The sequence below is a fragment of the Pseudomonas sp. AK-TSAG1-1 genome, from assembly GCF_056821665.1.
Genome location: NZ_CM165965.1, coordinates 641,128 through 667,138 on the forward strand (window position 1 = coordinate 641,128; position 26,011 = coordinate 667,138).

Consider the following 26,011-nt stretch of genomic DNA (forward strand, 5'->3'; position numbering starts at 1 on the left):
TCAACTCGATCTAAAGCGACTTCCACAACGAATCGAAATCCTCCTCGCTCCCGCCATTGCGCGCGGCCTCCAGCGAGCGATAGGCAAACTGATTGAAACTGTGCGTACTCGCCACCCGTCGATCCAGTCCGGCGCGGTGTTCTTCGCCGTGGGTGTTGATCAGCACTTTATTGCCTTCCTGAAACGGCAAGCGTGGGGCCAGCAAGGTTGCGGGCAAGTCGATGGCGCTGATCTCGGGCAGCAACAGGCCGCGTAAATAGTGACTGTGATCGTCCTGCGAGCGCACCAGTTGCAATCCGCAGGGTTCGGCGTGCGGTGCCACCAGTTCAATGCCCATTTGCGGCCCGCTGCCGCGTACCTGACGAATCCAGCGGACTACCGCAATGCTCCAGCCCTGATTCGAACTGTCCTGAATCCCGACCATCTCCCCGGCCTGCAACTCGGCGGGCACTTCACTCGGCCACCCCAGGCAATAACCGCCGGGGCTGTGGTTGATCACCGGTAACGTGTAGGTCGGGTAGTGCGGTGTGTGGTCGGTCTGGCTTTCGTCCTCGCCGAGATGGTCGTACTGGATTTCTTCGTAGGGCAGAAACTCATCCGCCTTGCTCTGCGGGGCGGCGTCGAAGGCCTGGCTCCAGCTGTCTTTTTCACCTTGGGCCACGGCGCTGCTGAAGTTTGCCGCGCGGGCACCGGGGTGTTTGAGCAGTTCGCTGAAGGTGCGCTCGCCGCCCAGATAGAAGTGCAGGGCGCTCATGCCCACGCACACGGTCAGGTTGCCCTGGCCGACAGTGCGCTGAAAACTGCGCTCGGCGGCCTGGCCCCAACTGGCGTGCAGATGCTGCAGGGTGTCGAGGCTCAGCCCCGACGGGATGGGCAGTGGCGTCGACGTTTCCTGATGCAGCAAATGCGCTTCGATGACATTTACCAGCGGCTGCGGATTGAAACCGAGCAGGGCGCCCTGCTGTTCTTTGCGAAACATGCTGCGGTAGCGCGGGCCGGCGTCCAGTTCGGCGCTGATGGCGAACAGGCCATCGTCCGGGCTGCCGGGGTGCAGCTTGAGCAGGGCGCTCCACGGTTCCAGCACTTCGCCCAGCCGGGCGATCTGGTTCTGCCGCAGTTGATTGCAGCGGGCGCTGCCCAGCAGCAGGGCGGCAATGTAGGTTTGCTCCAGACTCAGTTCGGTGCTCAGGCTCGCCAGGTCGTCATGCACCCGGCGTTGTTGCAGCTGCAATCCGCAGGCGCAGCGATACAACTGATGCAGCTCGAACCACAGCTGCTCCGGCGCCGGGCTATACAGCTGCGCGGCCCGCAGCAGTTGCCTCTTGAGTGCATGGGCGGCCCGTTGCAGGGCCTGACTGACCAGCGTCGCGCGATCCTTGTGGTACTTGGGGGCAATGCGCAGAACGATCTGTTTGTAGCCGATGGCCAACTGACTTTGCAGCGTTTGGCACAGGTTGCTGATCTTGCGCGAACGATCATCGAGCATGATCGCCTGATGCAGGAAGTGCCGCTCCAGATGCTGACAGACGAAATACACCTCGGGACGCAGCAGCTCCAGCAACTGCAGGCGATTGTCGCTGGGGGTGAGCAATAGGTTGAGTTCGCCCAGGCCTTGGTACAACTGGCGGGCGGTTTCACCGATGTTGGCCTTGGGCAGGCCGGCGATCCAGCGTTTGAGGTCGCGCGGGGTGGCTTCGCAGAACGACAGGCGTGACTGCGTTGGAGTCGGGGCGTTTAGCAGCGGAGGGGAGATGGTCTGGCTCATGCCAAAAACCATAGCAGCAATTACAGCAATCGGTGGGAGCGGCCGAAGCCGCTCTCACCGAAGACGAATCAGGCTTGTGGCAATGCCAGGCCTTGGCCCATCTGCACTGGCGAACCGGCGGCGAGTTCTTCAGCCCATTTCACCTGATCTGGCCCGAACAGCACGATCGCGGTCGAACCCAGCTTGAAGCGGCCCAGTTCAGCGCCTTTTTCCAGATGGATCGGCGCACGGGCGGCTTCGTCGTAGCGGAAGGTTTTCAGTTCACGCTTTGGCGGCGTGACCAGGCCGGCCCACACGGTTTCGATCGAAGCAACGATCATTGCGCCCACCAGTACAACCGCCATCGGGCCGCGCTCGGTGTCGAAAATGCACGCCACACGCTCGTTGCGGGCGAACAGTTCCGGAACGTTTTCGGCGGTGGTCTGGTTGACCGAGAAGATCCGGCCCGGGATGTAGACCATCTCGCGCAGGGTGCCGGCCAGCGGCATATGCACGCGGTGGTAGTCCTTCGGCGACAGGTAGATGGTGGCGAAGTCGCCGCCCATGAACGGTGCTGCATTGGCCGCGTCACCGCCCAGCAGTTCCAGCACGCTGAAGCTGTGGCCCTTGGCCTGGAACACACGACCGTGTTCGATCGGGCCGAGCTGGCTGACTGCACCGTCGGCCGGGCTGAGGATCGCACCCGGCGTTTCGTCCAGTGGACGCGCGCCGTCTTTCAGGGCACGGGTGAAGAAGGCGTTGAAGTGCTCGTAAGCGGTCAGGTCTTCGACCAGCGCTTGCGACATGTCCACCTGGTAACGCTTGGCGAACCACTGGGTGAAGGCATTTTTGAACCAGCGCACGCGGCACTCGGCAATGCAGCCGGCCAGGCGCGACAGCAGATGATGAGGCAGCAGGTACTGGCTGAGGATAAACAGACGCTCTTTCATTAGTTGTCCTTAAAAACCTTAAATCTCGACAGGCGTATCAGGGTGGTTGCCCCACTCGCCCCAGGAACCGGCGTAGCCCTTGACCCTCGGATAACCGAGGGACTTGGCCACCAGATAAGTGAAGCCCGACCGGTGATGGGTCTGGCAGTGGGTAATGATTTCTTTGTCCTTGGTGATCCCGAGGTCTTCGAGGATCTGCGGCATGTCTGTGCGAATGCGCAACTGACGGGCCTTGTCCATGCCGGCGGTCCACTCGAAATTGACCGCGCCGGGGATGTGCCCACCCTTGGCGGCCAACACCTTCTCGCCGGAGTACTCCAATGGCCCGCGGGCATCCCAGATCGCCAGATCGGCGGCGCCGAGACGGCTTTGCAGGTATTCGCGAGTGGCGGTTGGCTCTTCGTGAATGCTCAGCGCTATCGGGCCGCCCGCCGCAGGCGGCACCTGGATCGACATCGGCATGCCAGCCTCCAGCCACGCCGGCAGACCACCATCGACGTAGTGGTACCGGTCGTGACCGATCACGTCGAGCAGCCAGATGAAGCGCCCGGCCCAGCCGCCGCCCTCGTCGTCATAAACCACGTAGACCGCGTCCTGACGATGACCCAGTTCACCGAACAAGGCTTCCAGATCGGCCTTGGCCGGCAGCAGTCCCGGCGCCGGCGGCTGGCCGAGCTGGGTGCGTTTCGGGTCAACAAAGCGTGCGCCGGGAAGGTGACCTTCGGCATAACGGGCAGGGCTGGTCAGATCCACCAGAATCAGTTCAGGGGAATCGAGACGCGGGAGCAGGTCGCTCGGCTCGATGACGAGCGGCAAGCCAGAGAAGTCAGACATGTGAGGTCTCCAGAGCACAAAGGGGGGGATTGTAGCGCAGCCTCATCGGCCACGGCTGCTAAAGCTGTGCAGGGCTTTTTCGATGCACTGCGCGGTTTTGCCGAAAGCCTGCACCGTGATGTCGGCGAATGGCCCGCCGCCCTGATCGGCCACGACGATCATGATTACTCGCCCATTATTGACCAGCGAGCGCAGGAACAGGTGTTCGCCACGAAACAGCGAACGCAGGCCCGGCGGCAGCAGGGCGGAGAATTGTGCGTTGTTTTCGGGGTTGATCCGCACTTGTGCCTGCTGCGCGAGCAATCGTTGCAGGACTTTGCTCTGACTGACGACAAAATTCAGCGCGGCGGCTTCTTTCGGCAGGCCGAAGGTCTGGTGCACACGCAGATTGGACTGTGTGCGATCGGCCATCAGAATCATCACCCGGCGCATACCGCTGGCAACCAGGGCATCGCGCGCCGCGACGGTCAGGCTCATGGCATTGGTGAAGCGGCTCGGCTCGGCCAGCAGTTCGGCGCATTGCCGGCGCCAATTCGCCAGATCCTCGGTACTCGGTGCGGCCGCCGGCAGCATTCCGGCCGGCAAACGATGGGTGCCCCACGGCCATAATAATGAAACGGCCGGGTGCCACAGATCGGGCATTGCATGCTGACGCGCACTGTTGGCAGCTTGCTGGTGCAATTGTTGTTGCACCTCGTCCATCGAAATCTGCAGATAAAGGCTGGTCAGATATTGCCAGCGTTCGCTGTGCGGACTGTCCCAGGCCTGTTGCGCCGAGAGCGCCAGGCCGTTGGCCAGCAGCACGGTGTTGGCTGGCTGATTGAGCCAGCGACGCAGGGTCGGATCGTCATCGAGGCGGTTCTGCTGGCGCAGCGGGTGTTCGCTGTCGCGGGCGATGCGCAGCACTTTGACCAGTTCGCGTTGTTCGCTGAGCAGCAGCTTATAGCCTTGCTGCACCCAGATCGGCAGGTGCCAGACTTGCACCAGCGCCTCGGCGATTCTCAGCAGGCGCACGCCAAACAGTTGCTTCTCGACCACCGGGGCCGACTCGCCCTTGTGGATGACCCGCAGCTCCCACTCTTCGAGCAACTGTGGAAACGTCAGCGCCAGCGGCCATAACGGCGAGAGAAACAACAGGCTGCCCCAATGGATGTCCTGCCACAGCCGCGCCAGGCGACTGGCGAAAAAACCGTTGGCCTGTTGCGTGGCGTGCTGGCTGATCATTTGCAGTTGGCGCAAGGCCTGGGGAATCTGCATCTGAGGCTCGACGGGCAGGCGCGCGAGCAATTCCTCGGTACGCGCCAGGCCCAGGCGGTTGATCGCCACCTCGAGATTTTCCGCCGGTGCGGCCATGGTGCCGTGGGTGTGACGATTGGCCTCACGAATGATGCTCAAGGCCAGTGCCGGACTGTCCTGCATCAGGTCGGCGATGTCGCGCAGCGAGCTGCGGTTATCGCGAATCGCCCGGCAAACCTTGTCGTGAGCTTCTTGCGGAACCGGCAGGCGCACGCTATCGAGCAGCTTTACCCAGCCTTCGAGTGTGGTCGGTTTTGCGTGTGGGACGTTCGTTTCATTAGCCATGTCTGGACGAGATCTTCACTGACTGTAGACGCGCCCGGCATGGGCTAAATTGGCTTTTCGCCTGAACTGGCTATAGTCTGGCGCAGTTTTGCCGATAAGTAGAAGAAGAGATTTTTTAACTTCCGAATATGACCTTGAACCCGACTCAGTAAGTACTTTCTACCTATGGCTAAAATTATCGGCATCATCGTCGTATTCGCGAGCGTGCTCGGCGGATACGTGCTCTCCCACGGCAAAATTGCCGCCCTGATCCAGCCCTTCGAGGTGATGATCATCGGTGGTGCGGCCCTCGGTGCATTCCTGCAGGCCAACCCCGGTTACATGACGATGCACGTGCTCAAGAAATCCCTGAGCATGTTCAGTTCGCGTTTCAGCCACACCTTCTATCTCGAAGTGCTGGGCCTGATCTACGAGATCCTCAACAAGAGCCGCCGCGAAGGCATGATGGCCATCGAAGGCGACATCGAAGACGCCGCCGCGAGCCCGATCTTCGCCAAGTACCCGGCCGTGCTCAAAGACGAGCGCATGACCGCGTTCATCTGCGATTACCTGCGCATCATGTCCTCCGGCAACATGGCTCCGCATGAGCTGGAAGGCCTGTTCGACATGGAACTCTACAGCCTCAAGGAAGACCTCGAGCATCCATCCCACGCGGTGAACGGCATTGCCGACGCCATGCCGGGTTTCGGTATCGTCGCGGCGGTACTGGGTATCGTGGTGACCATGGCGTCGTTGGGTGAGGGCGATCAGAAATCCATCGGTCTGCACGTCGGTGCGGCACTGGTCGGTACCTTCTTCGGTATTCTCGCGGCGTACGGTTTCTTCGGCCCGTTGGCGCATTCCCTGGCCCACGATGCCAAGGAAGAACTGAACGTCTACGAGGCGATCAAGGCTTCCCTGGTGGCGTCAGCTTCCGGCATGCCGCCATCGCTGGCAGTCGAGTTCGGGCGCAAGGTGCTGTACCCGGCCCACCGTCCAAGCTTTGCCGAGCTGGAACAAGCCGTTCGCGGTCGCTAAGCCATGGAAAATAATCAGCCGATTATCATCAAGCGCGTCAAGCGCATAGCCGGCGGGCATCACGGCGGAGCGTGGAAAATCGCCTTCGCCGACTTCGCCACGGCGATGATGGCGTTCTTCCTGGTGTTGTGGCTGCTGTCCACCGCAACGCCGGAACAGAAGATCGCCATCGCCGGTTACTTCAAGGATCCGGTCGGCTTCTCTGAAAGCGGCACGCCGTACATCATCGACCTGGGCGGTACACCGACCCTGGCGCCGGAAAACACCCTCAACCCTGAGGTGAAGTCGCAGCCGCAACCGGACAAGGTCACGGTCGACACTGAGCAGGTCGAAGGCATGGCCGAACAGGTCGAGAAGGAACGCCTGGAACTGTTGCTGCAGGAACTGCAGAACAAGGTCAACGAGAACCCGCAGCTGCAGAAGTTCAAGGATCAGATCCTGTTCGAGATCACCCCGAACGGCTTGCGCATCCAGATCATGGACGCCGAGAACCGGCCGATGTTCGACTCGGGCTCTGCACGTCTGAAACCGTACTTCGAAGACATCCTGCTGGCCATGGCCGACACCATCAAAGCGGTGCCGAACAAGATCAGCATCAGCGGCCACACCGACGCCAAGCCGTACACCGGCACCGGCGATTTCGGTAACTGGGAGCTCTCGGCCAACCGCGCCAACGCCGCACGGCGTGCACTGGTGGCGGGCAGCTATCCGGACGGGCAAGTGGCGCGGGTGGTCGGTTATGCCTCGTCGGCGCTGTTCGACAAGGAAAACCCGTTCAACCCGGTCAACCGTCGGATCGACATCGTGGTGCTGACCAAGAAGGCGCAAGCGGCCATCGAAGGCTCACAAGGTGCCGACCCGGCCAAGCCTGCTATCGAAGGCGAAAACGGCGCTGCTCCGGCGACGCCCGTTGATCCGAATGCGCTGCCGGCGGACCAGCAACCAGTGCCGGCACATGAGTTGCGTGAACGACTCAACCTGTTCGACGACGCCGCGCCGAAACCGGCCGAGCCGGGGGTTGCGGCGCCCGCGCCCGCTGCTCCGCCAGCCGCTGCACCGGCCCCTGCGCCGAAACAGTGACCGACAAAAAAGCCGACAGTGATGTCGGCTTTTTTGTGCCTGTCGATTGGCGTTAGAAACCACGCCGAATTCGGTTTTTCAGTTGTTCATGGAAAATCTCGGCGTTGCGTTTATAGGTGCCGCTGAACGATTCGTTGCTCGAATCCAGCGTCATCGAACGCTTGCTCGACACTTCCTCACGATAGGCATCAATGAAGAAATCCAGATCACTGGTCGTGCTCAACTTTGGCCATTTATCCAGATACAACGGCAACTCCGTCGGCCCGGTCTTGAACGAGCAGATCCTGCGATTGCTGATCGTCGCTTCGCCAATTTCAAACGGCACCCACCACGACAACGCAGTCTTTTCCGACACCACCGCCAGCAAGTGCGTGCATTCAGTGATGTTGCGTGTAATCACGCCGGTGATGTCGTCGGTGGTCTGCGATTCCGGGTCGAGTACGTCGAGGTAAGTTTTGATGTTGGCCTGGATCAGGCGGCTGTTGATGGCGATGGCGTGGGCGCGATCCATGTGGCGGTAGCTGATGAATACGGGCATCAGAAATGTCCTTTGAGGGCGAGTTCGCGGTAGTAGGCGCCGAGGGCGGTGAGGCGGCAGCCGGTGGAGTTCATGGCGGCGTAGTACATGTGTTCGGCATCCACGGGCTCGATCAGGCTGTGGCGGTTGCACATTTGCAGTTGCTTGAAGATGTCGCCGTGCTCGGGGTCGAACAGCGCTTCGGTGGGCTCGTAGCTGGGGTCGAGTCTGAAGACGAAACTTGGCTCGGGGAACCAGTCCTTGAGTTTGCGCAGAGTTTCCTCGGCAATCAGCGGGGCGACCTCACGTAACGGCACGAACTGCGAGACATTGGTCTTGAATACCGGACGCTGCTCCCAGGCCCCCAGCGCATTGTCGACAAACGAGTAAACGCTCCCGGGGGTGACCTTGCCGAGTACGTTGGCAGCGCCACCGTGCAGCGCTTGCAGAAGCAGGTCGGTGAATACGCCATGACCGCGATTTTCCAGGGCGTACTGTTCTTTTTTGCAGGCGGTGAGAATGGTCACGCCTTCGCCGATCACACTGCTGCCGCCGCGCAGATTGCGCATGGCCCCTGCTGCGCCGGCCTGGCAGCAATCGAGAATGATGATTTTGTTCTTGATGTGCGGGGCCTTGTCCGCCCATTCCAGGACGTCGCTGATGCGGATACCGTCTCCCCCGGGTTGATAGTCCTGGGGAATCAGTAGCCCTTCGTCAATGCTGGTGTCGAACTGCCCGTGACCGGCGAAGTACAGCAGTGCCACGTCACAGTCGCCTGAGAACAAGCTCTGAATCTGCTGTTTCATGTGGTTGAGCGTGAGTTTTTCTTCGGCTGAGGTCAGCACTTTGCTGCTGAAGTTCGGTCGCCCGTTAGCGTGACGCTCCAGCACCGAAGCCATGGCCATTGCGTCGTTGTTACAGCCGCTCAAGGGTGAGACGTAGTCGTAATGGTTAATCCCGATAAACAGTCCCTTGCGCATGGTTACACCGCCGTGTGCTGACGGATTGCACCGATGATGCTGTTGGTGTTCCACGCGCATTCGGCGTGCGCCGCTTCACGCACCACGGCGGAAATACGCTCGGCGCCGAACGGCTTGATCGCGATGATCACCTTGCCCATGCGTTTGGCGATCTCGATTTCCTTGTTGATCCACTTGCTGTAGGTCGAATACATCCCGGCCATGATCAGCACCGCCGAGCAAGGGCGAATCTTGTTTTCGATGGCTTCTTCGAGCTGCTTGTCGGTCTGCGCGCCCAGGATCGGATTGTGCGGCGGCACGGAAAAATTCTTGAAACTGAAATCCGGTTTGGCGCCGAGCAGGCGTACCAGATTGTCGTGAGCGTGGGCGTAGTTCCACGAATGGCTGATGAACAGGTGATAGGTTTGCATGGGCTTCCTCGGAGGTCGCGAAAGTGCGAAGGAGGACCCCAATCTAGGCATCTGGCGCGAGCCTACAAGGGCTGGGCGGTGAAAGAGAAATGTCCTGCAAGCAGGCGTGGACGGGTCTGTCAGAAAGGTCTGATGTTTAATTGAGTCGGGGAGGTGTCAGGCGCGATCCGACATCCGGCAGCCCTCGGGCGAGGTGCTGCCGGTGCAGATGTTTAGTAGCCGTTTTCCGGCAGGCTGGCGATGATCGAGCGATAGCTGTTCATTCGCTGCTGCTGCACGCGGCCATCTTCCAGGGCCTTGAGCAGTGCACAGCCCGGCTCGCGATCATGCTTGCAGTCGCGGAAGCGGCAGGTGCCGAGCAGATCATCGAACTCGATGAAGCCGGCTTCGACGTCGGCGCGGCTGACGTGGCCGAGACCGAATTCACGGATACCCGGGGAGTCGATCAGCTCACCGCCACCGGGGAAGTGGAACAGGCGCGCGGTGGTCGTGGTGTGCGTGCCCTGGCCGGACAGCTCGGACAACGGTCCGACGCGGGTTTCGACTTCCGGCAGCAGGCTGTTGACCAGCGACGACTTGCCGACACCGGACTGGCCGACGAACACGCTGATGCGCCCGTCGAGCTGCTTTTGCAACTGCTCCATGCCGTTGCCGTGATGCGCCGAAACTTCCAGCACCGGATAACCCAGCGTGCGATACACCGCCAGCAGCGCATTGAGCGCCGGGGCGTTCTGCTCGTCGATCAGGTCGAACTTGTTGAGCAGCAGCAACGGGCGGATGCCGGCGTGTTCAGCGGCGACCAGATAACGGTCGATCAGGTTGGCGTGAGGCTCAGGCAGTGGCGCGAAGACGATGACGATCATGTCGACGTTGGCCGCGACGGGTTTGAGCTGACCACGGCTGTCCGGGCGGCACAGTTCGGTGGTGCGCGGCAGTTGCGCGACGATCACCCCGATGCCCTGGTTGCCGGCGCGCCAGACGACGGTGTCGCCGGTCACCAGTGCTGGCAGGTTGGCGCGCAAGTGGCAGCGGAACACCTGGCCGGCCTGATCGCCGTCAACAGCTTCGACCTCGACCTGCACACCGAAGTGGGCGATCACCAGACCTGTTTGTTCCGGGCCCAGGTCGCCACCCTCGAGCGCTTCGACCGCCGAGGACTCGCGTTTGGCGGCGCGGGCAGCGCGTTCGCCCTGAATCTTTTCGATGCGCCAGTTTTGACGACGATTGAGTTGGCGTTTGGCCATGGGTGTTCCGTCTGAAGAATGCAGCGATTAGGTAAAACGGCCGCGAGTTTAGCACGCCCGGGCACCGGCCTAGGCTAAACTGCGCAGCATTGCCTAGGAGCCCGAATATGCAAAACCCGCAGAACCTGATCTGGATCGACCTGGAAATGACCGGTCTGGATCCGGAAAACGACGTCATCATCGAAATGGCCACCATCGTCACCGACAGTGACCTGAACACCCTGGCCGAAGGCCCGGTGATCGCCATTCACCACAGTGACGAAGTGCTCGCCCGCATGGACGAGTGGAACACCCGCACCCACGGCAACTCGGGCCTGACCCAGCGCGTGCGCGACAGCCGCATCAGCATGGCCGAAGCCGAGGCCGAGACCATCGCGTTCCTTGAGAAGTGGGTACCGAAGGGCAAGTCGCCGATCTGCGGCAACAGCATCTGCCAGGACCGCCGCTTCCTTTATACGCATATGAAAGGGCTGGAAAGCTACTTCCACTACCGCAACCTCGACGTGTCCACGCTCAAGGAACTGGCGGCACGCTGGGCGCCGGACGTACGCGACAGCTTCAAGAAGGGCAGCACGCATTTGGCACTGGACGACATCCGCGAATCCATCGCCGAGCTGCAGCACTACCGCAAGCACTTCATCAAATTCTGATTGAGCGGTGTCTGCACTGACATCTTCGCGAGCAAGCCCGCTCCCACAATCTGGAATGCGTTCCCCCTGTGGGAGCGGGCTTGCTCGCGAAGAGGGCGTCAGAGTCACCGGAAGATTCAAGTCAGACATGCATCCCCGAGCGCGCCCCCTTCTGGTGCGGCGCTGAAATGGCTAGACTGCGCGCCTTCCTGCCAGGACCGCCGCCATGTTGCTGATGCTCTATCTGATCGCCATTACCGCTGAAGCCATGACCGGCGCGCTGTCTGCCGGACGGCGCGGCATGGACTGGTTCGGTGTGGTGCTGATCGCCTGCGTCACCGCGCTGGGTGGCGGCTCGGTGCGCGACGTGTTGCTCGGGCATTACCCGCTGACCTGGGTCAAACACCCGGAATACCTGGTGCTGACCTCGGCGGCAGCGATGCTCACCGTGTTCACCGCCCGCTGGATGCGCCACCTGCGCTCGCTGTTTCTGGTGCTCGATGCGGTCGGCCTGGTGGCGTTCACGTTGATCGGCTGCATGACGGCACTGGAAATGGGCCACGGCATGCTGGTGGCTTCGGTCAGCGGCGTGATCACCGGGGTGTTCGGCGGCATCCTGCGCGACATCTTCTGCAATGACATCCCGCTGATCTTCCGCCGTGAGCTGTACGCCAGCGTGTCATTCGCGGCCGCGTGGTGCTACATGCTCTGTCTGTATCTGAATGTGCCGAGCGAGCAGGCAATCCTGATCACCTTGTTCGGCGGCTTTCTGCTGCGGCTGCTGGCGATCCGGTTCCACTGGGAAATGCCCAAGTTCGTCTACAACGACGCACCTTGACGCTCGGCGTGCTGTTTCAGCGCCCACTCGACGTGTTCACGCACCAGCTCTGAAGGGTAGTCGCGGCGCGCCTTCAGCGCTTCCAGCACCGGAATGCTCGACGGCGCATTACCGAGGCCTACGGCCAGGTTGCGCAACCAGCGCTCGTAACCGGCGCGGCGCAGCGGCGAGCCTTCGGTGCTGCTGAGAAATTTGTCCTCGTCCCACAGGAACAGTTCGGCCAGTTCGGCGTTGTCGAGGTTGTGCCGTGGCTTGAAGTCGCTTTCTCCAGACGGTCGGGCGAAGCGGTTCCACGGGCAGACGATCTGGCAGTCGTCGCAGCCGAACACCCGGTTGCCGATCAGCGGACGCAGATCTTCGGGGATGGCGTTTTTCAGTTCGATGGTCAGGTAAGAGATGCAGCGGCGTGCGTCCAGCACATACGGGCCGACGAAAGCGTTGGTCGGGCAGATGTCCAGGCACGCCGTGCAGCGCCCGCAATGTTCGGTGCTGTGCGGTTCGTCCACCGGCAGCGGCAGATCGACGAACAGTTCGCTCAGGAAGAAATAGCTGCCGGCCTTGCGGTTCAGCACCAAGGTGTTTTTGCCGATCCAGCCCAGTCCGGCCTGCTCGGCGATGGCCTTTTCCAGCACCGGAGCGCTGTCGACGAAGGCGCGGAAACCGAACGGGCCGATCTCGGCCTGAATCTTGTCGGCCAATTGTTGTACGCGTTTACGGATCAATTTGTGGTAATCGCGGCCCAAGGCATAACGCGAGACGTAGGCTTTTTCCGGTTGCGCGAGCATCTGCGCCATTTGCGTGTCGCCGGGCAGGTAATCCATGCGCAGCGAAACCACGCGCAACGTGCCTGGCACCAGCTCTTCGGGGTGCGAGCGTTTGCTGCCATGGGCGCCCATGTAGTCCATTTCGCCGTGGTAGCCGGCGGCGAGCCAGCGCTCAAGGTGCTGCTCATGCTCGGCCAGGTCCAGACCGCTGATGCCGACTTGCTGGAAGCCCAGCTCGCGGCCCCAATCCTTGATCGATTGGGCGAGGGTGGGCAGATCTGTGGTAATGGCGGACATGAGGCGAGAGAAACCGGAGCTGAGGTGCGTATAATTCTGCCAGACATCGGAGCCCGAAGACGCATGCCGCACACGAAAGATGAATTACCCGACGCGCTGTACGCTGCCGCCCAGGTGCGGGCACTCGACGCCCGGCTGATCGCCGCCGGCACGCCGGGCTTCGAATTGATGCAGCGCGCCGCGTATGCGTGCTGGCGCGCGCTGGTGCGGCGCTGGCCTGCAGCGACTGAACTGACCGTGCTGGCCGGCCGTGGCAACAACGCCGGCGACGGCTATTTGCTGGCCGTGCTGGCGCAGCGTGCCGGTTGGGCGGTGCGGGTGCTGACGGTCGGTGAACCGCAGCGTTTGCGGGGCGACGCAGCGCTGGCGCATGCCGAGGCACTGGCCGAAGGTGTCGCGGTGCAGGGCTGGAACGCTCAGGTCGAATTGCGCGGTGTGGTCCTCGATGCGCTGCTCGGCACTGGTTTGAGTGGCGAGGTGCGTGAGCCCTACGCCGAGGCTATTGCCGCAATCAACGCCAGCGGCCTGCCGGTGGTGGCGGTCGATATGCCGTCCGGATTGTCGGCCGACACCGGGCGAGTGCTGGGCCTCGCCGTGCGCGCGGATCTCACGGTCACTTTCATCGGCTTGAAGCTGGGGCTGTTCACCGGTGACGCGGCAGACTGTGTCGGCGAACTGGTGTTCAACGATCTGCAAGCGGCACCTGAAACCTATGCTGACATTCCTGTCACCGCGCGCCGGCTCAACGCCGCTAATCTGCCGCGTCTGGCTGCGCGTGCCCCGACGTCCCATAAAGGCCGCTTTGGTCATGTGCTGTTGATCGGCGGCGATCATGGCTTTGGCGGGGCGATCCTGCTGAGTACCGAAACTGCCCTGCGCAGCGGCGCGGGCATGGTCTCGCTGGCGACGCGCCCGGAGCATGTCCCGGCAGCGCTGAGCCGCGTGCCGGAGGCCATGGCGCTGGGCGCTTCATCGGCCAATCAATTGATGGGCTTGCTGGAGAAAGTCTCAGTGCTGGTCGTCGGGCCGGGATTGGGGCAGGCGAGTTGGGGGCGGGCGCTGTTGTCGGCTGCGGCGAACGCGGCGCTGCCACAGGTGTGGGACGCCGATGCATTGAATCTGCTGGCCAGCGGTTTTGTTCGTCTGCCCAAGGATTGCGTGATCACCCCGCATCCGGGTGAGGCAGCGCGCCTGTTGGGCATCAGTACCGCCGACGTGCAGGCCGATCGTCCGGCCGCGGCGCATGCGCTGAGCAAGAAATATTCGGCCGTGGTCGTGCTCAAAGGCGCAGGCAGCTTGATCGCCCATCCCGATGGGCGTCTGGCGCTGTGTCATCAGGGCCATCCTGCCATGGCCACTGCCGGTCTTGGCGATGTACTCGCTGGTCTGACCGGCGCGCTGCTGGCGCAAGGCATGGACGGCTTTGAGGCGGCGTGCCTGGCGGTCTGGCTGCACGCCAATGCCGGCGCGCAACAAGGTAAATTCGGCCGTGGGCTGGCGGCCAGTGATCTGATTCCAGCCATTCGTCAGTTGTTGGAGGAGCATGCACCGTGTCTGAAGTAACCCTGTACCTGGCCGATGAACAGGCCATGAGCGACTTTGGCGCACGGATCGCCCGCGTTACCCAAGGCCATGGCCTGATTTTTCTCGAAGGCAACCTGGGCATGGGCAAGACCACGCTGTCGCGGGGCATTATTCGTGGACTGGGGCACGTCGGCGCGGTAAAAAGTCCGACCTTCACCCTGGTCGAGCCCTACGAGATTGGTGATGTGCGCGCCTTTCACTTCGACCTGTATCGCCTGGTCGATCCGGAGGAGCTGGAGTTTCTTGGCATCCGCGACTATTTCGAAGACGATGCCCTGTGCCTGATCGAGTGGCCCGATAAAGGTGCAGGCTTTTTGCCAAAGCCTGACCTGACCATTACCATTAGCCCGCAAGACAGCGGGCGTTCGCTGAAAATTTTATCCCAGGGCTCGCGTGGTGAGACCTGGTGTGCCGCTTTGGCATTGGAATCCAATTAAATGATGGGGTTAGGTATGCGCTTTCGCGCGTTGGTGGCTGCCGCAGGACTGATGTTGATGGCAGTGGCCGTCAACGCTGTGGCCGACACAAAGGTCAACAGCGTGCGCCTGTGGCGGGCGCCGGACAACACGCGACTGGTCTTTGACCTGAGCGGCCCGGTGCAGCACAGCGTCTTCACCCTGACCGCACCGGATCGGCTGGTGATCGACATCAATGGCGCCACCCTCGGTGCACCGTTGAAAGTCTCGACCGCCAACACGCCGATCACCGCAATGCGTTCGGCCCAGCGCACGCCGACCGACCTGCGGGTGGTCATCGATCTGAAAAAGGCCGTCACTCCGAAAAGCTTCTCGCTGGCGCCGAACGCGCAATACGGCAACCGTCTGGTGGTCGACCTGTTCGACAACCCGGCCGATGCCGCGCCGCCGCCTGCGCCGACGCCACAAGTGGCGACGGTACCCGCCGTGCCGGTCACGCCTTCGGAGCCTGCCATCAAGTTGCCGCCGGCCCCGGCCGGAAAACGCGACATCATTGTGGTGATCGACGCCGGCCACGGCGGCGAAGACCCGGGTGCGTCCGGCTCGCGCGGCCAGCGTGAGAAAGACGTGGTGTTGCAGATCGCCCGCGAACTGCAGCGTCAGGTCAACGGCATGAAAGGCTTTCGCGCCGAGCTGACCCGTACCGGCGACTACTTCATCCCGTTGCGCGGGCGTACTGAAATTGCGCGCAAGAAGGGCGCAGACCTGTTCGTCTCGATCCACGCCGACGCCGCGCCGTCTGCGGCAGCTTTCGGCGCCTCGGTGTTTGCCCTGTCTGATCGCGGCGCAACGTCGGAGACCGCCCGTTGGCTGGCCGACAGCGAAAACCGTTCCGACCTGATCGGCGGTGCCGGCAATGTCAGCCTCGACGACAAGGACCGCATGCTCGCCGGTGTGCTGCTCGACCTGTCGATGACCGCGTCGCTGACGTCTAGCCTCAACGTCGGCCAGAAAGTCCTGACCAACATCGGTCGTGTGACGCCACTGCACAAGCAGCGCGTGGAACAGGCCGGGTTCATGGTGCTGAAATCGCCTGACATCCCGTCGATCCTCGTCGAAACCGGATTTATCTCCAACGCCAACGAAGCGAACAAGCTCTCGGCGTCGAGCCACCAGCAGGCGCTGGCCCGTTCGATCAGCAGCGGCGTGCGCCAGTTCTTCCAGCAAAACCCGCCGCCAGGCACTTACATTGCCTGGCTGCGTGACTCCGGCAAGATCGCCCAGGGCCCGCGTGATCACCGCGTGAGTCCGGGCGAGACGCTGGCGATGATTGCGGTGCGTTACCAGGTGTCGCCAGCGACCCTGCGCAGTGCCAACAACCTCAGCAGCGATGAGCTGAAAATCGGTCAGCACCTGACCATTCCTGGCACCGAACTGGCGTCCAAAGAATGAATCAGCTGTTGAACGCCGCACGCATCGAACTGCTCAGCCCCCGGCTGGCGAACCAGATCGCCGCCGGTGAGGTGGTTGAACGTCCGGCTTCGGTGATCAAGGAACTGCTGGAAAACAGCCTCGACTCCGGCGCCAGGCGCATCGATGTCGATGTCGAGCAGGGCGGCGTCAAGCTGTTGCGAGTGCGTGATGACGGCAGCGGCATTTCTGCCGACGATCTGCCGCTGGCCTTGGCCCGTCACGCCACCAGCAAGATTCGTAATCTCGAAGATCTCGAACAGGTGATGAGCCTGGGCTTCCGTGGTGAAGCACTCGCGTCGATCAGCTCCGTGGCGCGCCTGACCCTGACCTCGCGCACCCGCGATGCCGATCAGGCCTGGCAGGTGGAGACCGAGGGCCGCGACATGGCGCCCCGGGTGCAACCGGCGGCGCATCCGGTCGGAACGTCGGTGGAAGTGCGCGACCTGTTCTTCAACACGCCTGCGCGGCGCAAGTTTCTCAAGACCGAAAAAACCGAATTCGATCATCTGCAAGAAGTGATCAAGCGTTTGGCGCTGGCGCGTTTCGACGTGGCGTTCCATCTGCGCCACAACGGCAAGACCATCCTCAGCCTGCACGAAGCCCATGATGACGCGGCCCGCGCCCGGCGTGTGGCGGCGATTTGCGGCTCGGGCTTTCTTGAGCAGGCGCTGCCGATCGAGATCGAGCGCAATGGCCTGCACCTGTGGGGCTGGGTCGGATTGCCGACGTTCAACCGCAGTCAGGCGGATTTGCAGTATTTCTTTGTGAATGGCCGCGCGGTGCGCGACAAACTGGTGGCCCACGCGGTGCGCCAGGCTTACCGCGACGTGTTGTTCAATGGTCGTCATCCGACCTTCGCGCTGTTTTTCGAGGTCGATCCGGCAGCGGTCGACGTCAACGTGCACCCGACCAAGCACGAAGTGCGCTTCCGTGACGGACGCATGGTGCATGACTTCCTTTATGGCACGTTGCACCGCGCGCTGGGCGATGTGCGTCCGGAAGATCAGCTTGCCGGTTCTGTCACCACTGCCGTCGTCCGCCCAACCGGCATCGAGGCCGGTGAGTTCGGCCCGCAGGGCGAAATGCGTCTGGCGGCCAACGCGCTGCTGGAGCAGCCGCAGGCGCAACCGGCGTTCAATACCTCGTCCGGGGGCAGTGCTGGCGGCGCTTATCAGTATCAGTACACGCCGCGGCCGCAATCTGCGGTGCCGCCAGCCGCCGAGGCGCAGGCTGCCTACCGCGAGTTTTTCGCGCCGCTGCCTGAGGCCAATGCCAACGCGCTGCCGGCCGGTCAGGAAGACATTCCGCCGCTCGGTTATGCACTGGCGCAGCTCAAGGGCATCTATATTTTGTCCGAGAACGCTCAGGGGCTGGTGCTGGTGGACATGCACGCCGCTCACGAGCGGATCATGTATGAACGCCTGAAGATCGCCATGGCCAGTGAAGGCCTGAGCGGCCAGCCATTGCTGGTGCCGGAATCGCTGGCGGTCAGTCAGCGTGAAGCCGATTGCGCCGAAGAACACGCTGCGTGGTTCCAGCGACTGGGCTTCGAGCTGCAGCGTCTGGGGCCGGAAACCCTGGCGATCCGACAGATTCCGGCGCTGCTCAAACAGGCCGAGGCTAACCGGTTGGTGGGCGACGTGCTGTCGGACCTGATGGAATACGGCACCAGCGACCGGATTCAGGCCCACCTGAACGAACTGCTCGGCACCATGGCCTGCCACGGCGCGATCCGCGCCAACCGGCGCCTGGCCCTGCCGGAAATGAACGGCCTGCTGCGTGACATGGAAAACACCGAGCGCAGCGGTCAATGCAACCATGGCCGACCGACCTGGACCCAATTGGGCCTGGACGATCTGGACAAACTGTTCCTGCGCGGTCGTTGATGAGCCAGCTTCCTCCAGCGATTTTCCTGATGGGCCCGACCGCTGCGGGCAAGACCGACCTGGCCATCGAGCTGACCAAGGTGCTGCCGTGCGAGCTGATCAGCGTCGATTCGGCGTTGGTCTATCGCGGCATGGACATCGGCACTGCCAAGCCTTCGAAAGAACTGCTGGCCGAGTTTCCGCATCGCCTGATCGACATTCTCGACCCGGCAGAGGCCTATTCCGCCGCCGATTTCCGCCGCGATGCCCTGCAGGCCATGGCTGAAATCACCGCACGCGGGAAAATTCCGCTGCTGGTGGGCGGCACGATGCTCTATTACAAGGCGTTGGTCGATGGTCTGGCGGACATGCCGGCCGCGGACCCGGAGGTCCGCGCGCAGATCGAAGCAGAGGCTGCACGCCTTGGCTGGCACGCCCTGCACGAGCAGTTGGCGGTGATCGACCCGGAGTCGGCGGCGCGCATTCACCCCAATGATCCACAGCGCCTGAGTCGTGCGCTGGAGGTTTATCGGGTCAGCGGCCAGAGCATGACCGCCCTGCGTCAGCAACAATCTGCGCAAAGTACTGAAGCAGCCGCTTCGGGACGGCAACAATTGCCCTATACTGTCGCGAACTTGGCCATTGCTCCGGCAAATCGTCAGGTACTGCACGAGCGCATTAAACAAAGATTCACAAATATGCTGGAACAGGGGTTCATCGACGAGGTCGTAGCCCTGCGTAAAAGAAGTGACCTGCATTCGGGGTTGCCGTCTATACGTGCGGTAGGCTACCGCCAAGTCTGGGACTATCTGGACGGCAAGCTGTCGTTAGCCGAAATGCAGGAACGCGGCATCATTGCCACGCGTCAATTGGCCAAACGCCAGTTCACCTGGCTGCGCAGCTGGGATGATCTGCACTGGCTGGACAGTCTTGATTGCGACAATCTGCCACGCGCCTTGAAATACCTTGGGACCATCTCCATATTGAGCTGAGTCCTTGCAATTGCCGTCTATCCTTGGGGGTGTGGCGGCCAAAGCCATCTGAATTACCTATTTTTATTATTGAATCCTTAAAGGAGTGCGGCACATGTCAAAAGGGCATTCGCTACAAGACCCTTACTTGAATACTTTACGTAAAGAGAAAGTTGGGGTTTCCATCTACCTGGTCAACGGTATCAAACTGCAGGGCACGATCGAGTCGTTCGACCAGTTCGTTATCCTGCTGAAAAACACCGTAAGCCAGATGGTTTACAAACACGCTATCTCGACAGTCGTGCCAGTACGTCCAATTCGTCTGCCTAGCGCAACCGAATCCGATGCAGGTGACGCTGAGCCAGGTAACGCCTGATAGGAGTCTCCTTTGTTCTTTGAGCGCCACGGTGGTGGTGAGCGAGTGATCCTCGTTCACTTGGATGGTCAGGACCCTGAGGCGCGCGAAGATCCGCAGGAGTTTCAGGAATTGGCTAATTCGGCGGGCGCCGAGACCGTTGCGTTTTTTAACGTACCGCGTCATCGGCCAACCGCCAAATTCCTGATCGGCAGCGGCAAGGTCGAGGAACTGCGCGACCTGGTCAAGGCTGAAGAAGCCGATCTGGTGATTTTCAATCACATTCTCACGCCCAGTCAGGAACGTAACCTCGAACGTGTTTTCGAGTGTCGCGTGATCGACCGTACCGGCCTGATTCTCGATATTTTCGCCCAGCGCGCCCGTACCCATGAAGGCAAGCTCCAGGTAGAACTGGCCCAGCTTGATCACATGAGCACCCGCCTGGTTCGCGGCTGGACTCACCTTGAGCGTCAGGGTGGCGGTATTGGCATGCGTGGCCCGGGTGAAACCCAACTCGAAACCGACCGCCGTCTGCTGCGGGTGCGCCTGCGCCAGATCAAGGGTCGACTGGAAAAAGTACGCAGCCAGCGCGAGCAATCGCGACGCGGCCGTTCGCGTGCGGATATTCCGACCGTGTCCCTGGTGGGCTATACCAACGCCGGCAAGTCCACGCTGTTCAATAACGTGACCAAGTCCGAGGTGTACGCGGCTGACCAGCTGTTCGCCACCCTCGACCCGACCTTGCGCCGTCTGGAACTGGACGACCTGGGGCCGATTGTTCTCGCGGACACCGTGGGTTTCATTCGCCACTTGCCGCACAAGCTGGTCGAGGCATTTCGGTCTACGCTCGAAGAGTCGAGTAACTCCGACCTGTTGTTGCACGTGATCGATGCGGCCGAACCGGATCGCATGTTGCAGATCGAGCAGGTGATGGTGGTACTGGGGGAGATCGGGGCTCAGGACTTGCCGATCCTTGAGGTATACAACAAACTCGATTTGCTTGAAGGCGTTGAGCCACAGATCCAGCGCGATGCCGATGGCAAGCCGCAACGGGTCTGGCTGTCGGCGCGTGATGGCACGGGTCTGGAATTGCTGGAACAAGCCATTGCCGAGTTGCTGGGCAGTGATTTGTTCGTGGGGACATTGCGCTTGCCGCAACGGTTCGCTCGACTGCGTGCGCAGTTCTTCGAACTCGGTGCGGTGCAGAAAGAAGAGCACGACGAGGAAGGCATCTGCCTGCTGGCCGTTCGTTTGCCCCGGGTCGAGTTGAATCGACTGGTAAGCCGCGAAGGATTGCAGCCGATGGAATTCATCGAGCAACACACTTTGCAATAAAAGCCTGGCAAAGCGGTTGTGCCGCAACGGCAGGCATTCTGTAGCATTGGTCGGCGCGCCGTGGGTGCGTCTTTGCTTTATCAGATGGAGAGCGCTATGGCTTGGAATGAGCCGGGTGGCAACTCGAATAATCAGGATCCTTGGGGTGGCAAGCGCCGCAATAACGGCGACCGCAAGGGGCCACCGGATCTCGACGAGGCCTTCCGAAAGCTGCAGGAAAGCCTGAACGGGTTGTTCGGTGGTGGTAAGAAACGCGGTGGTGATGACGGCGGTGGTTCGGGCAGGAGTGGTGGCGGCTTCGGCGGTCTGCTCGGCATCGGCCTCGTGGTGCTGGCGGCTGTCTGGCTGTACAGCGCGGTCTATGTAGTCGACGAGCAGGAGCAAGCCGTGGTGCTGCGCTTCGGCAAGTACTACGAGACTGTCGGCCCGGGCCTGAACATCTATTTCCCGCCGATCGACAAGAAGTACATGGAAAACGTCACGCGTGAGCGTGCGTACACCAAGCAGGGCCAGATGCTGACCGAAGACGAAAACATCGTCGAAGTGCCGCTGACCGTGCAGTACAAGATCACCAACCTGCAGGACTTCGTGCTGAACGTCGATCAGCCGGAAATCAGCCTGCAGCATGCGACCGACAGCGCCCTGCGCCACGTGGTGGGTTCGACCGCCATGGACCAGGTGCTGACCGAAGGTCGTGAACTGATGGCCAGCGAAATCAAGGAGCGTCTGCAACGCTTCCTCGATACCTATCGCACCGGCATCACCGTCACTCAGGTCAACGTGCAGAACGCGGCAGCCCCGCGTGAAGTGCAGGAAGCCTTCGACGACGTGATCCGCGCCCGTGAAGACGAGCAGCGTTCGCGCAACCAGGCTGAAACCTATGCCAACGGCGTCGTGCCGGAAGCCCGTGGTCAGGCCCAGCGCATCCTCGAAGATGCCAATGGTTACCGTGACGAGACGATCTCGCGCGCCAAGGGTGAGGCTGACCGCTTCACCAAACTGGTGGCCGAGTATCGCAAGGCACCTGAAGTCACCCGCCAGCGTCTGTACCTGGACACCATGCAGGAAGTCTTCAGCAATACCAGCAAGGTACTCGTGACCGGCAACAAGAACGGCCAGAGCAACCTGCTTTACCTGCCGTTGGACAAGATGATTCAGAACAGCTCGGGTGGCAGCAATGCACCAGTGACCGGTTCGGCCGCTGCCAGCAACAACACGGACGTCGTGCCGCATGTCACTGACCTGCCGCAGACACGCACAAGGGAGACCCGCTGATGAGCAATAAATCGCTGATCGCCCTGATTGTTGGCGTCGTTGTGGTTCTGGTTGGCTGGAACTGCTTCTACATCGTGGCTCAGACCGAGCGCGCGGTGTTGCTGCAGTTCGGCCGTGTGGTTCAGGCTGATGTTCAGCCGGGTCTGCATGTGAAGGTGCCTTACGTTAACCAGGTGCGTAAATTTGACGCACGTCTGATGACGCTGGACGCACCGACACAGCGTTTCCTGACCCTGGAAAAGAAAGCCGTGATGGTCGATGCCTACGCCAAGTGGCGGGTGAAAGATGCCGAGCGCTTCTACACCGCGACTTCCGGCCTCAAGCAGATCGCCGACGAACGTCTGTCCCGTCGTCTGGAGTCGGGCCTGCGTGACCAGTTCGGCAAGCGCACCCTGCACGAAGTGGTGTCGGGTGAGCGTGATGCGCTGATGGCTGACATCACCGCGTCGCTGAACTCGATGGCGGAAAAAGAGCTGGGTATCGAAGTGGTCGATGTCCGGGTCAAGGCCATCGATCTGCCGAAGGAAGTGAACCGCAGCGTGTTCGAGCGTATGAGCACCGAGCGTGAGCGTGAAGCTCGCGAGCACCGCGCCAAGGGTAACGAACTGGCCGAGGGCATTCGTGCCGACGCCGATCGTCAACGCCGCGTACTGCTGGCTGAAGCCTATCGTGAATCAGAAGAGGTTCGCGGTGATGGTGATGCCCAGGCTGCTGCGATCTACTCCAAGGCCTACGGTCAGGATCAGGAGTTCTACGGTTTCTACCGTAGCCTGCGTGCCTACCGTGAAAGCTTCGCGAACAAATCCGACGTCATGGTTCTCGACCCAAGCAGCGACTTCTTCCGCTATCTGGAAAAGTCCAAGCCTTGATGCGACGTTGACCTGAATCGCTCCGCCCGGCGGCTAAAACCTCGGGCGGGGTGATCCTTTGGGAAAACGTGTGTATGATGCGGCAGCCGGGAAATTCCCGGCTTTTTTGCGTCTGCACGTTTGATTGCTGTTTTTTGTTGCAGGCATCGGGTTGAATGGCCCGAGAGATTTTCGAGGAAAGTGATGGGCGAAGCCGGTAATAGGCCTTTCGCCGCGTCGTTCATGCGCGTGCGTTTTGAACGGGCCGGTCATTTTCTGCTTCACTCAAGGCTCGCCCGCAGGCTGGCCGCCCGGATCAAAGGGGAATGGCGTAATGGCAACGGTAGACCGCTGGCTGCTGCCAGATGGCATCGAAGAAGTACTGCCACCGGAAGCGGCGCGCATTGAAGTCGCGCGTCGTCAGGTGTTGGATCTGTTCCAGAGCTGGGGTTACGAGTTTGTCGTGACTCCCCATATCGAGTACCTGGAATCCCTGCTGACCGGTGCGGGCCAGGACCTGGATCTGCGGACCTTCAAGGTCATCGACCCGCAATCGGGCCGGCAGATGGGGTTCCGTGCCGACATCACGCCGCAAGTGGCGCGCATCGATGCGCACACCCTGCGTCGCGAAGGCCCGAGCCGTCTGTGCTACGCCGGGAGCGTGCTGCATGCCCAGCCGCGTGCACTGTCGTCCTCGCGCAGCCCGATCCAGTTGGGCGCCGAGTTGTACGGCGACGCCAGCCCGAGCAGTGACGTTGAAGTGATCAGCCTGATGCTGGCCATGCTGCAACTGGCCGATGTGCCGGATGTACACATGGACCTCGGTCATGTCGGCATCTACCGTGGACTGGCACGTGCGGCCGGTCTGTCGGGTGAAGTCGAGCAGCAGTTGTTCGATGCGTTGCAACGCAAGGCCATCGACGAGGTCATTACCTTGACCGAAGGCTTGCCGGCGGACTTGTCCGGCATGCTGCGGGCGCTGGTCGATCTGTGTGGCGGGCGTGAAGTGCTGGCTGCCGCCCGTGAGCGTCTGGCCAATGCGCCGGCGCCGGTGCTGGCCGCGCTGGAAGACTTGCTGGCGATCGCCGAGCGTCTGTCGGCGCGCTTCCCGGATCTGCCGCTGTACTTCGATCTGGGTGAGCTGCGCGGCTACCACTACCACACCGGTGTGGTGTTCGCGGTGTTTGTACCGGGCGTGGGTCAGTCCATCGCTCAGGGCGGTCGTTACGATGACATCGGCGCCGACTTCGGTCGTGCCCGTCCGGCGACCGGCTTCTCTACCGATTTGAAAACCCTGGTGACCCTGGGGCGTGCTGAAATCGAGCTACCGTCTGGCGGTATCTGGATGCCTGACAGTACGGATGCGGCACTCTGGCAGCAGGTTTGCCAGTTGCGCAGTGAGGGTCAGCGTGTCGTTCAGGCGTTGCCTGGACAACCTTTGGCCGCCGCCCGTGATGCGGACTGCGACCGGCAATTGATTCAGCAGAACGGGCTTTGGCAAGTATCGCCACTGGCTTCTTGAGTTTTCCTGCCGGCCACCGCCGGCACCAAGTTTGCGCGAATGAGGACAAGTGTTATGGGTAAGAATGTCGTAGTCCTGGGCACCCAATGGGGTGATGAGGGCAAAGGCAAGATCGTTGATCTGCTGACCGAACATGCTGCCGCCGTAGTGCGCTACCAAGGTGGCCACAACGCTGGCCACACCCTGGTGATCGACGGCGAAAAAACCGTCTTGCACCTGATCCCGTCGGGCGTGCTGCGCGAAGGCGTGCAGTGCCTGATCGGCAACGGCGTGGTGGTTGCACCTGACGCCCTGCTGCGCGAGATCACCAAGCTGGAAGAGAAAGGCGTACCGGTGCGCGAGCGCCTGCGTATCAGCCCGTCCTGCCCGCTGATCCTGTCCTTCCACGTGGCGCTGGACCAGGCACGTGAAAAGGCCCGTGGCGAGCTGAAGATCGGTACCACCGGTCGCGGCATCGGCCCGGCGTACGAAGACAAGGTTGCACGTCGTGGCCTGCGTGTGGGCGACCTGCTCAACATGCCGCGCTTCGAAGACAAGCTGCGTGAGCTGGTGGATTACCACAACTTCATGCTGGTTGGTTACTACAAAGAGCCGGCCATCGAGTTCGAAAAAACCCTGGCCGAGTGCAAGGAATACGCTGAGCTGCTCAAGCCGCTGATGCTGGACGTGACGGCCGAGCTGCACGACCTGCGTCGCGCCGGCAAAGACATCATGTTCGAAGGTGCCCAGGGTTCGTTGCTCGACATCGACCACGGTACTTACCCGTACGTGACCAGCTCCAACACCACCGCTGGTGGCGTGGCGACCGGTTCGGGCGTTGGCCCGATGTTCCTGGACTACATCCTGGGCATCACCAAGGCTTACACCACTCGCGTGGGTTCTGGCCCGTTCCCGACTGAGCTGTTTGATGACGTGGGCGCACACCTGGCCAAGCAAGGTCACGAGTTCGGCGCGACCACCGGCCGTGCCCGTCGTTGTGGCTGGTTCGACGCCGTTATCCTGCGTCGCGCTATCGATGTGAACAGCATCTCGGGCATCTGCCTGACCAAGCTGGACGTACTCGATGGTCTGGAAACCATCAACATCTGCACTGGCTACAAAGATGCGCAGGGCAACGCCGTTGCGCCGACCGACGCTGACAGCTACGTAGGCCTGCAGCCTGTGTACGAAGAAGTGCCGGGCTGGACCGAATCGACCGTGGGTGCCAAGACCCTGGAAGAGTTGCCAGCTAATGCCCGTGCGTACATCAAGCGCGTTGAAGAGCTGATCGGTGCGCCGATCGACATTATTTCGACGGGCCCGGATCGCAACGAAACCATCGTTCTGCGCCATCCGTTTGCTTGATAAGTTGTTGATGTAAAAAACAAAGGCCCCTTAATCGGGGCCTTTGTCGTTTATGCCGGCTGCACGGCATGACCTTTGCTGTAAATCTGTCTACAAGAGTGCCATCAAATTAATGGCGTCAGAAGTAGAGGGATTCAC

General features: G+C 61.5%; 24 protein-coding genes. 15 read left to right on the forward strand and 9 right to left on the reverse strand.

Annotated elements, in window-relative coordinates:
• Window positions 1-10 precede the first annotated feature (10 nt).
• The 4 genes from AC1UK9_RS02790 to AC1UK9_RS02805 all read right to left on the reverse strand — a co-directional run bounded on the left by AC1UK9_RS02790 (window position 11) and on the right by AC1UK9_RS02805 (window position 5,109).
• On the reverse strand, window positions 11-1,765 hold the full coding sequence (locus tag AC1UK9_RS02790) for a molecular chaperone (RefSeq protein WP_482579309.1): 1,755 nt from the start codon (window positions 1,763-1,765) through the stop codon (window positions 11-13).
• Window positions 1,766-1,833: 68 nt separating this feature from the next.
• Window positions 1,834-2,694, reverse strand: coding sequence for an archaetidylserine decarboxylase (gene asd / locus AC1UK9_RS02795; RefSeq protein WP_025110165.1), 861 nt, complete (start codon window positions 2,692-2,694; stop codon window positions 1,834-1,836).
• Window positions 2,695-2,712: 18 nt separating this feature from the next.
• Complete coding sequence (gene rhdA / locus AC1UK9_RS02800; protein ID WP_482579311.1) at window positions 2,713-3,528, reverse strand: thiosulfate sulfurtransferase; 816 nt, start codon at window positions 3,526-3,528, stop codon at window positions 2,713-2,715.
• A gap of 42 nt (window positions 3,529-3,570) precedes the next feature.
• Complete coding sequence (locus tag AC1UK9_RS02805; RefSeq protein WP_482579312.1) at window positions 3,571-5,109, reverse strand: HDOD domain-containing protein; 1,539 nt, start codon at window positions 5,107-5,109, stop codon at window positions 3,571-3,573.
• A 165-nt stretch (window positions 5,110-5,274) separates the two neighbouring features.
• On the opposite strand from AC1UK9_RS02805, the gene motA reads away from it, so the two are divergent.
• Window positions 5,275-6,126 (forward strand): flagellar motor stator protein MotA, encoded by an 852-nt coding sequence (gene motA / locus AC1UK9_RS02810; protein ID WP_007952169.1) that lies wholly within the window; start codon window positions 5,275-5,277, stop codon window positions 6,124-6,126.
• 3 nt (window positions 6,127-6,129) lie between these two features.
• On the forward strand, window positions 6,130-7,206 hold the full coding sequence (gene motB / locus AC1UK9_RS02815; protein ID WP_473014311.1) for a flagellar motor protein MotB: 1,077 nt from the start codon (window positions 6,130-6,132) through the stop codon (window positions 7,204-7,206).
• A gap of 52 nt (window positions 7,207-7,258) precedes the next feature.
• On the opposite strand, the gene AC1UK9_RS02820 is transcribed toward motB, so the two are convergent.
• The 4 genes from AC1UK9_RS02820 to rsgA form a co-directional block, all read right to left on the reverse strand.
• Entirely contained in the window at window positions 7,259-7,744 is a 486-nt protein-coding gene (locus tag AC1UK9_RS02820) for a toll/interleukin-1 receptor domain-containing protein (RefSeq protein WP_025110161.1), read from the reverse strand.
• Window positions 7,744-8,703, reverse strand: coding sequence for a caspase family protein (locus tag AC1UK9_RS02825; protein ID WP_482579315.1), 960 nt, complete (start codon window positions 8,701-8,703; stop codon window positions 7,744-7,746). The genes AC1UK9_RS02820 and AC1UK9_RS02825 overlap by 1 nt, the downstream gene beginning before the upstream one ends.
• Before the next feature lie 2 nt (window positions 8,704-8,705).
• Window positions 8,706-9,113: a TIR domain-containing protein gene (locus AC1UK9_RS02830; RefSeq protein WP_102358172.1), complete on the reverse strand. Its 408-nt coding sequence runs from the start codon at window positions 9,111-9,113 to the stop codon at window positions 8,706-8,708.
• A gap of 212 nt (window positions 9,114-9,325) precedes the next feature.
• A complete protein-coding gene (rsgA, locus tag AC1UK9_RS02835) occupies window positions 9,326-10,357 on the reverse strand; it encodes a small ribosomal subunit biogenesis GTPase RsgA (RefSeq protein WP_025110158.1) in 1,032 nt (343 codons plus the stop codon).
• Between the two features lie 107 nt (window positions 10,358-10,464).
• Here rsgA and orn point away from each other — a divergent pair, with 107 nt between their 5' ends.
• Window positions 10,465-11,007, forward strand: coding sequence for an oligoribonuclease (gene orn / locus AC1UK9_RS02840; RefSeq protein WP_025110157.1), 543 nt, complete (start codon window positions 10,465-10,467; stop codon window positions 11,005-11,007).
• A gap of 205 nt (window positions 11,008-11,212) precedes the next feature.
• Window positions 11,213-11,824 carry a trimeric intracellular cation channel family protein gene (locus AC1UK9_RS02845; protein WP_003221099.1) on the forward strand — a complete coding sequence of 204 codons (612 nt, stop codon included), beginning with the start codon at window positions 11,213-11,215 and terminating at the stop codon, window positions 11,822-11,824.
• On the opposite strand, the gene queG is transcribed toward AC1UK9_RS02845, so the two are convergent.
• Window positions 11,806-12,885 carry a tRNA epoxyqueuosine(34) reductase QueG gene (queG, locus tag AC1UK9_RS02850; RefSeq protein ID WP_482579317.1) on the reverse strand — a complete coding sequence of 360 codons (1,080 nt, stop codon included), beginning with the start codon at window positions 12,883-12,885 and terminating at the stop codon, window positions 11,806-11,808. The genes AC1UK9_RS02845 and queG overlap by 19 nt on opposite strands.
• A gap of 63 nt (window positions 12,886-12,948) precedes the next feature.
• Between queG and AC1UK9_RS02855 the strand changes: the two genes are divergently transcribed.
• From AC1UK9_RS02855 to AC1UK9_RS02905, 11 genes are all read left to right on the forward strand, one after another.
• Entirely contained in the window at window positions 12,949-14,448 is a 1,500-nt protein-coding gene (locus tag AC1UK9_RS02855) for an NAD(P)H-hydrate dehydratase (RefSeq protein WP_482579319.1), read from the forward strand.
• Entirely contained in the window at window positions 14,436-14,906 is a 471-nt protein-coding gene (tsaE, locus tag AC1UK9_RS02860; RefSeq protein WP_025110154.1) for a tRNA (adenosine(37)-N6)-threonylcarbamoyltransferase complex ATPase subunit type 1 TsaE, read from the forward strand. The genes AC1UK9_RS02855 and tsaE overlap by 13 nt, the downstream gene beginning before the upstream one ends.
• A gap of 51 nt (window positions 14,907-14,957) precedes the next feature.
• The gene (locus AC1UK9_RS02865) at window positions 14,958-16,337 is read left to right on the forward strand and encodes an N-acetylmuramoyl-L-alanine amidase (RefSeq protein ID WP_473015960.1); all 1,380 of its coding nucleotides are present in this window, start codon (window positions 14,958-14,960) and stop codon (window positions 16,335-16,337) included.
• A gap of 5 nt (window positions 16,338-16,342) precedes the next feature.
• Window positions 16,343-18,244, forward strand: coding sequence for a DNA mismatch repair endonuclease MutL (gene mutL / locus AC1UK9_RS02870; protein WP_177327327.1), 1,902 nt, complete (start codon window positions 16,343-16,345; stop codon window positions 18,242-18,244).
• Window positions 18,244-19,215 (forward strand): tRNA (adenosine(37)-N6)-dimethylallyltransferase MiaA, encoded by a 972-nt coding sequence (gene miaA / locus AC1UK9_RS02875; RefSeq protein ID WP_482579320.1) that lies wholly within the window; start codon window positions 18,244-18,246, stop codon window positions 19,213-19,215. The genes mutL and miaA overlap by 1 nt, the downstream gene beginning before the upstream one ends.
• 94 nt (window positions 19,216-19,309) lie before the next feature.
• Entirely contained in the window at window positions 19,310-19,570 is a 261-nt protein-coding gene (gene hfq / locus AC1UK9_RS02880; protein WP_003221112.1) for an RNA chaperone Hfq, read from the forward strand.
• A 12-nt stretch (window positions 19,571-19,582) separates the two neighbouring features.
• A complete protein-coding gene (gene hflX, locus AC1UK9_RS02885) occupies window positions 19,583-20,884 on the forward strand; it encodes a ribosome rescue GTPase HflX (protein WP_025110150.1) in 1,302 nt (433 codons plus the stop codon).
• Between the two features lie 96 nt (window positions 20,885-20,980).
• A complete protein-coding gene (gene hflK / locus AC1UK9_RS02890) occupies window positions 20,981-22,159 on the forward strand; it encodes an FtsH protease activity modulator HflK (protein ID WP_025110149.1) in 1,179 nt (392 codons plus the stop codon).
• A complete protein-coding gene (hflC, locus tag AC1UK9_RS02895) occupies window positions 22,159-23,028 on the forward strand; it encodes a protease modulator HflC (protein ID WP_025110148.1) in 870 nt (289 codons plus the stop codon). The genes hflK and hflC overlap by 1 nt, the downstream gene beginning before the upstream one ends.
• Window positions 23,029-23,341: 313 nt before the next feature.
• Window positions 23,342-24,529: an ATP phosphoribosyltransferase regulatory subunit gene (locus tag AC1UK9_RS02900; RefSeq protein WP_102358186.1), complete on the forward strand. Its 1,188-nt coding sequence runs from the start codon at window positions 23,342-23,344 to the stop codon at window positions 24,527-24,529.
• Between the two features lie 54 nt (window positions 24,530-24,583).
• Window positions 24,584-25,873: an adenylosuccinate synthase gene (locus tag AC1UK9_RS02905; RefSeq protein WP_003221122.1), complete on the forward strand. Its 1,290-nt coding sequence runs from the start codon at window positions 24,584-24,586 to the stop codon at window positions 25,871-25,873.
• Window positions 25,874-26,011 lie beyond the last annotated feature (138 nt).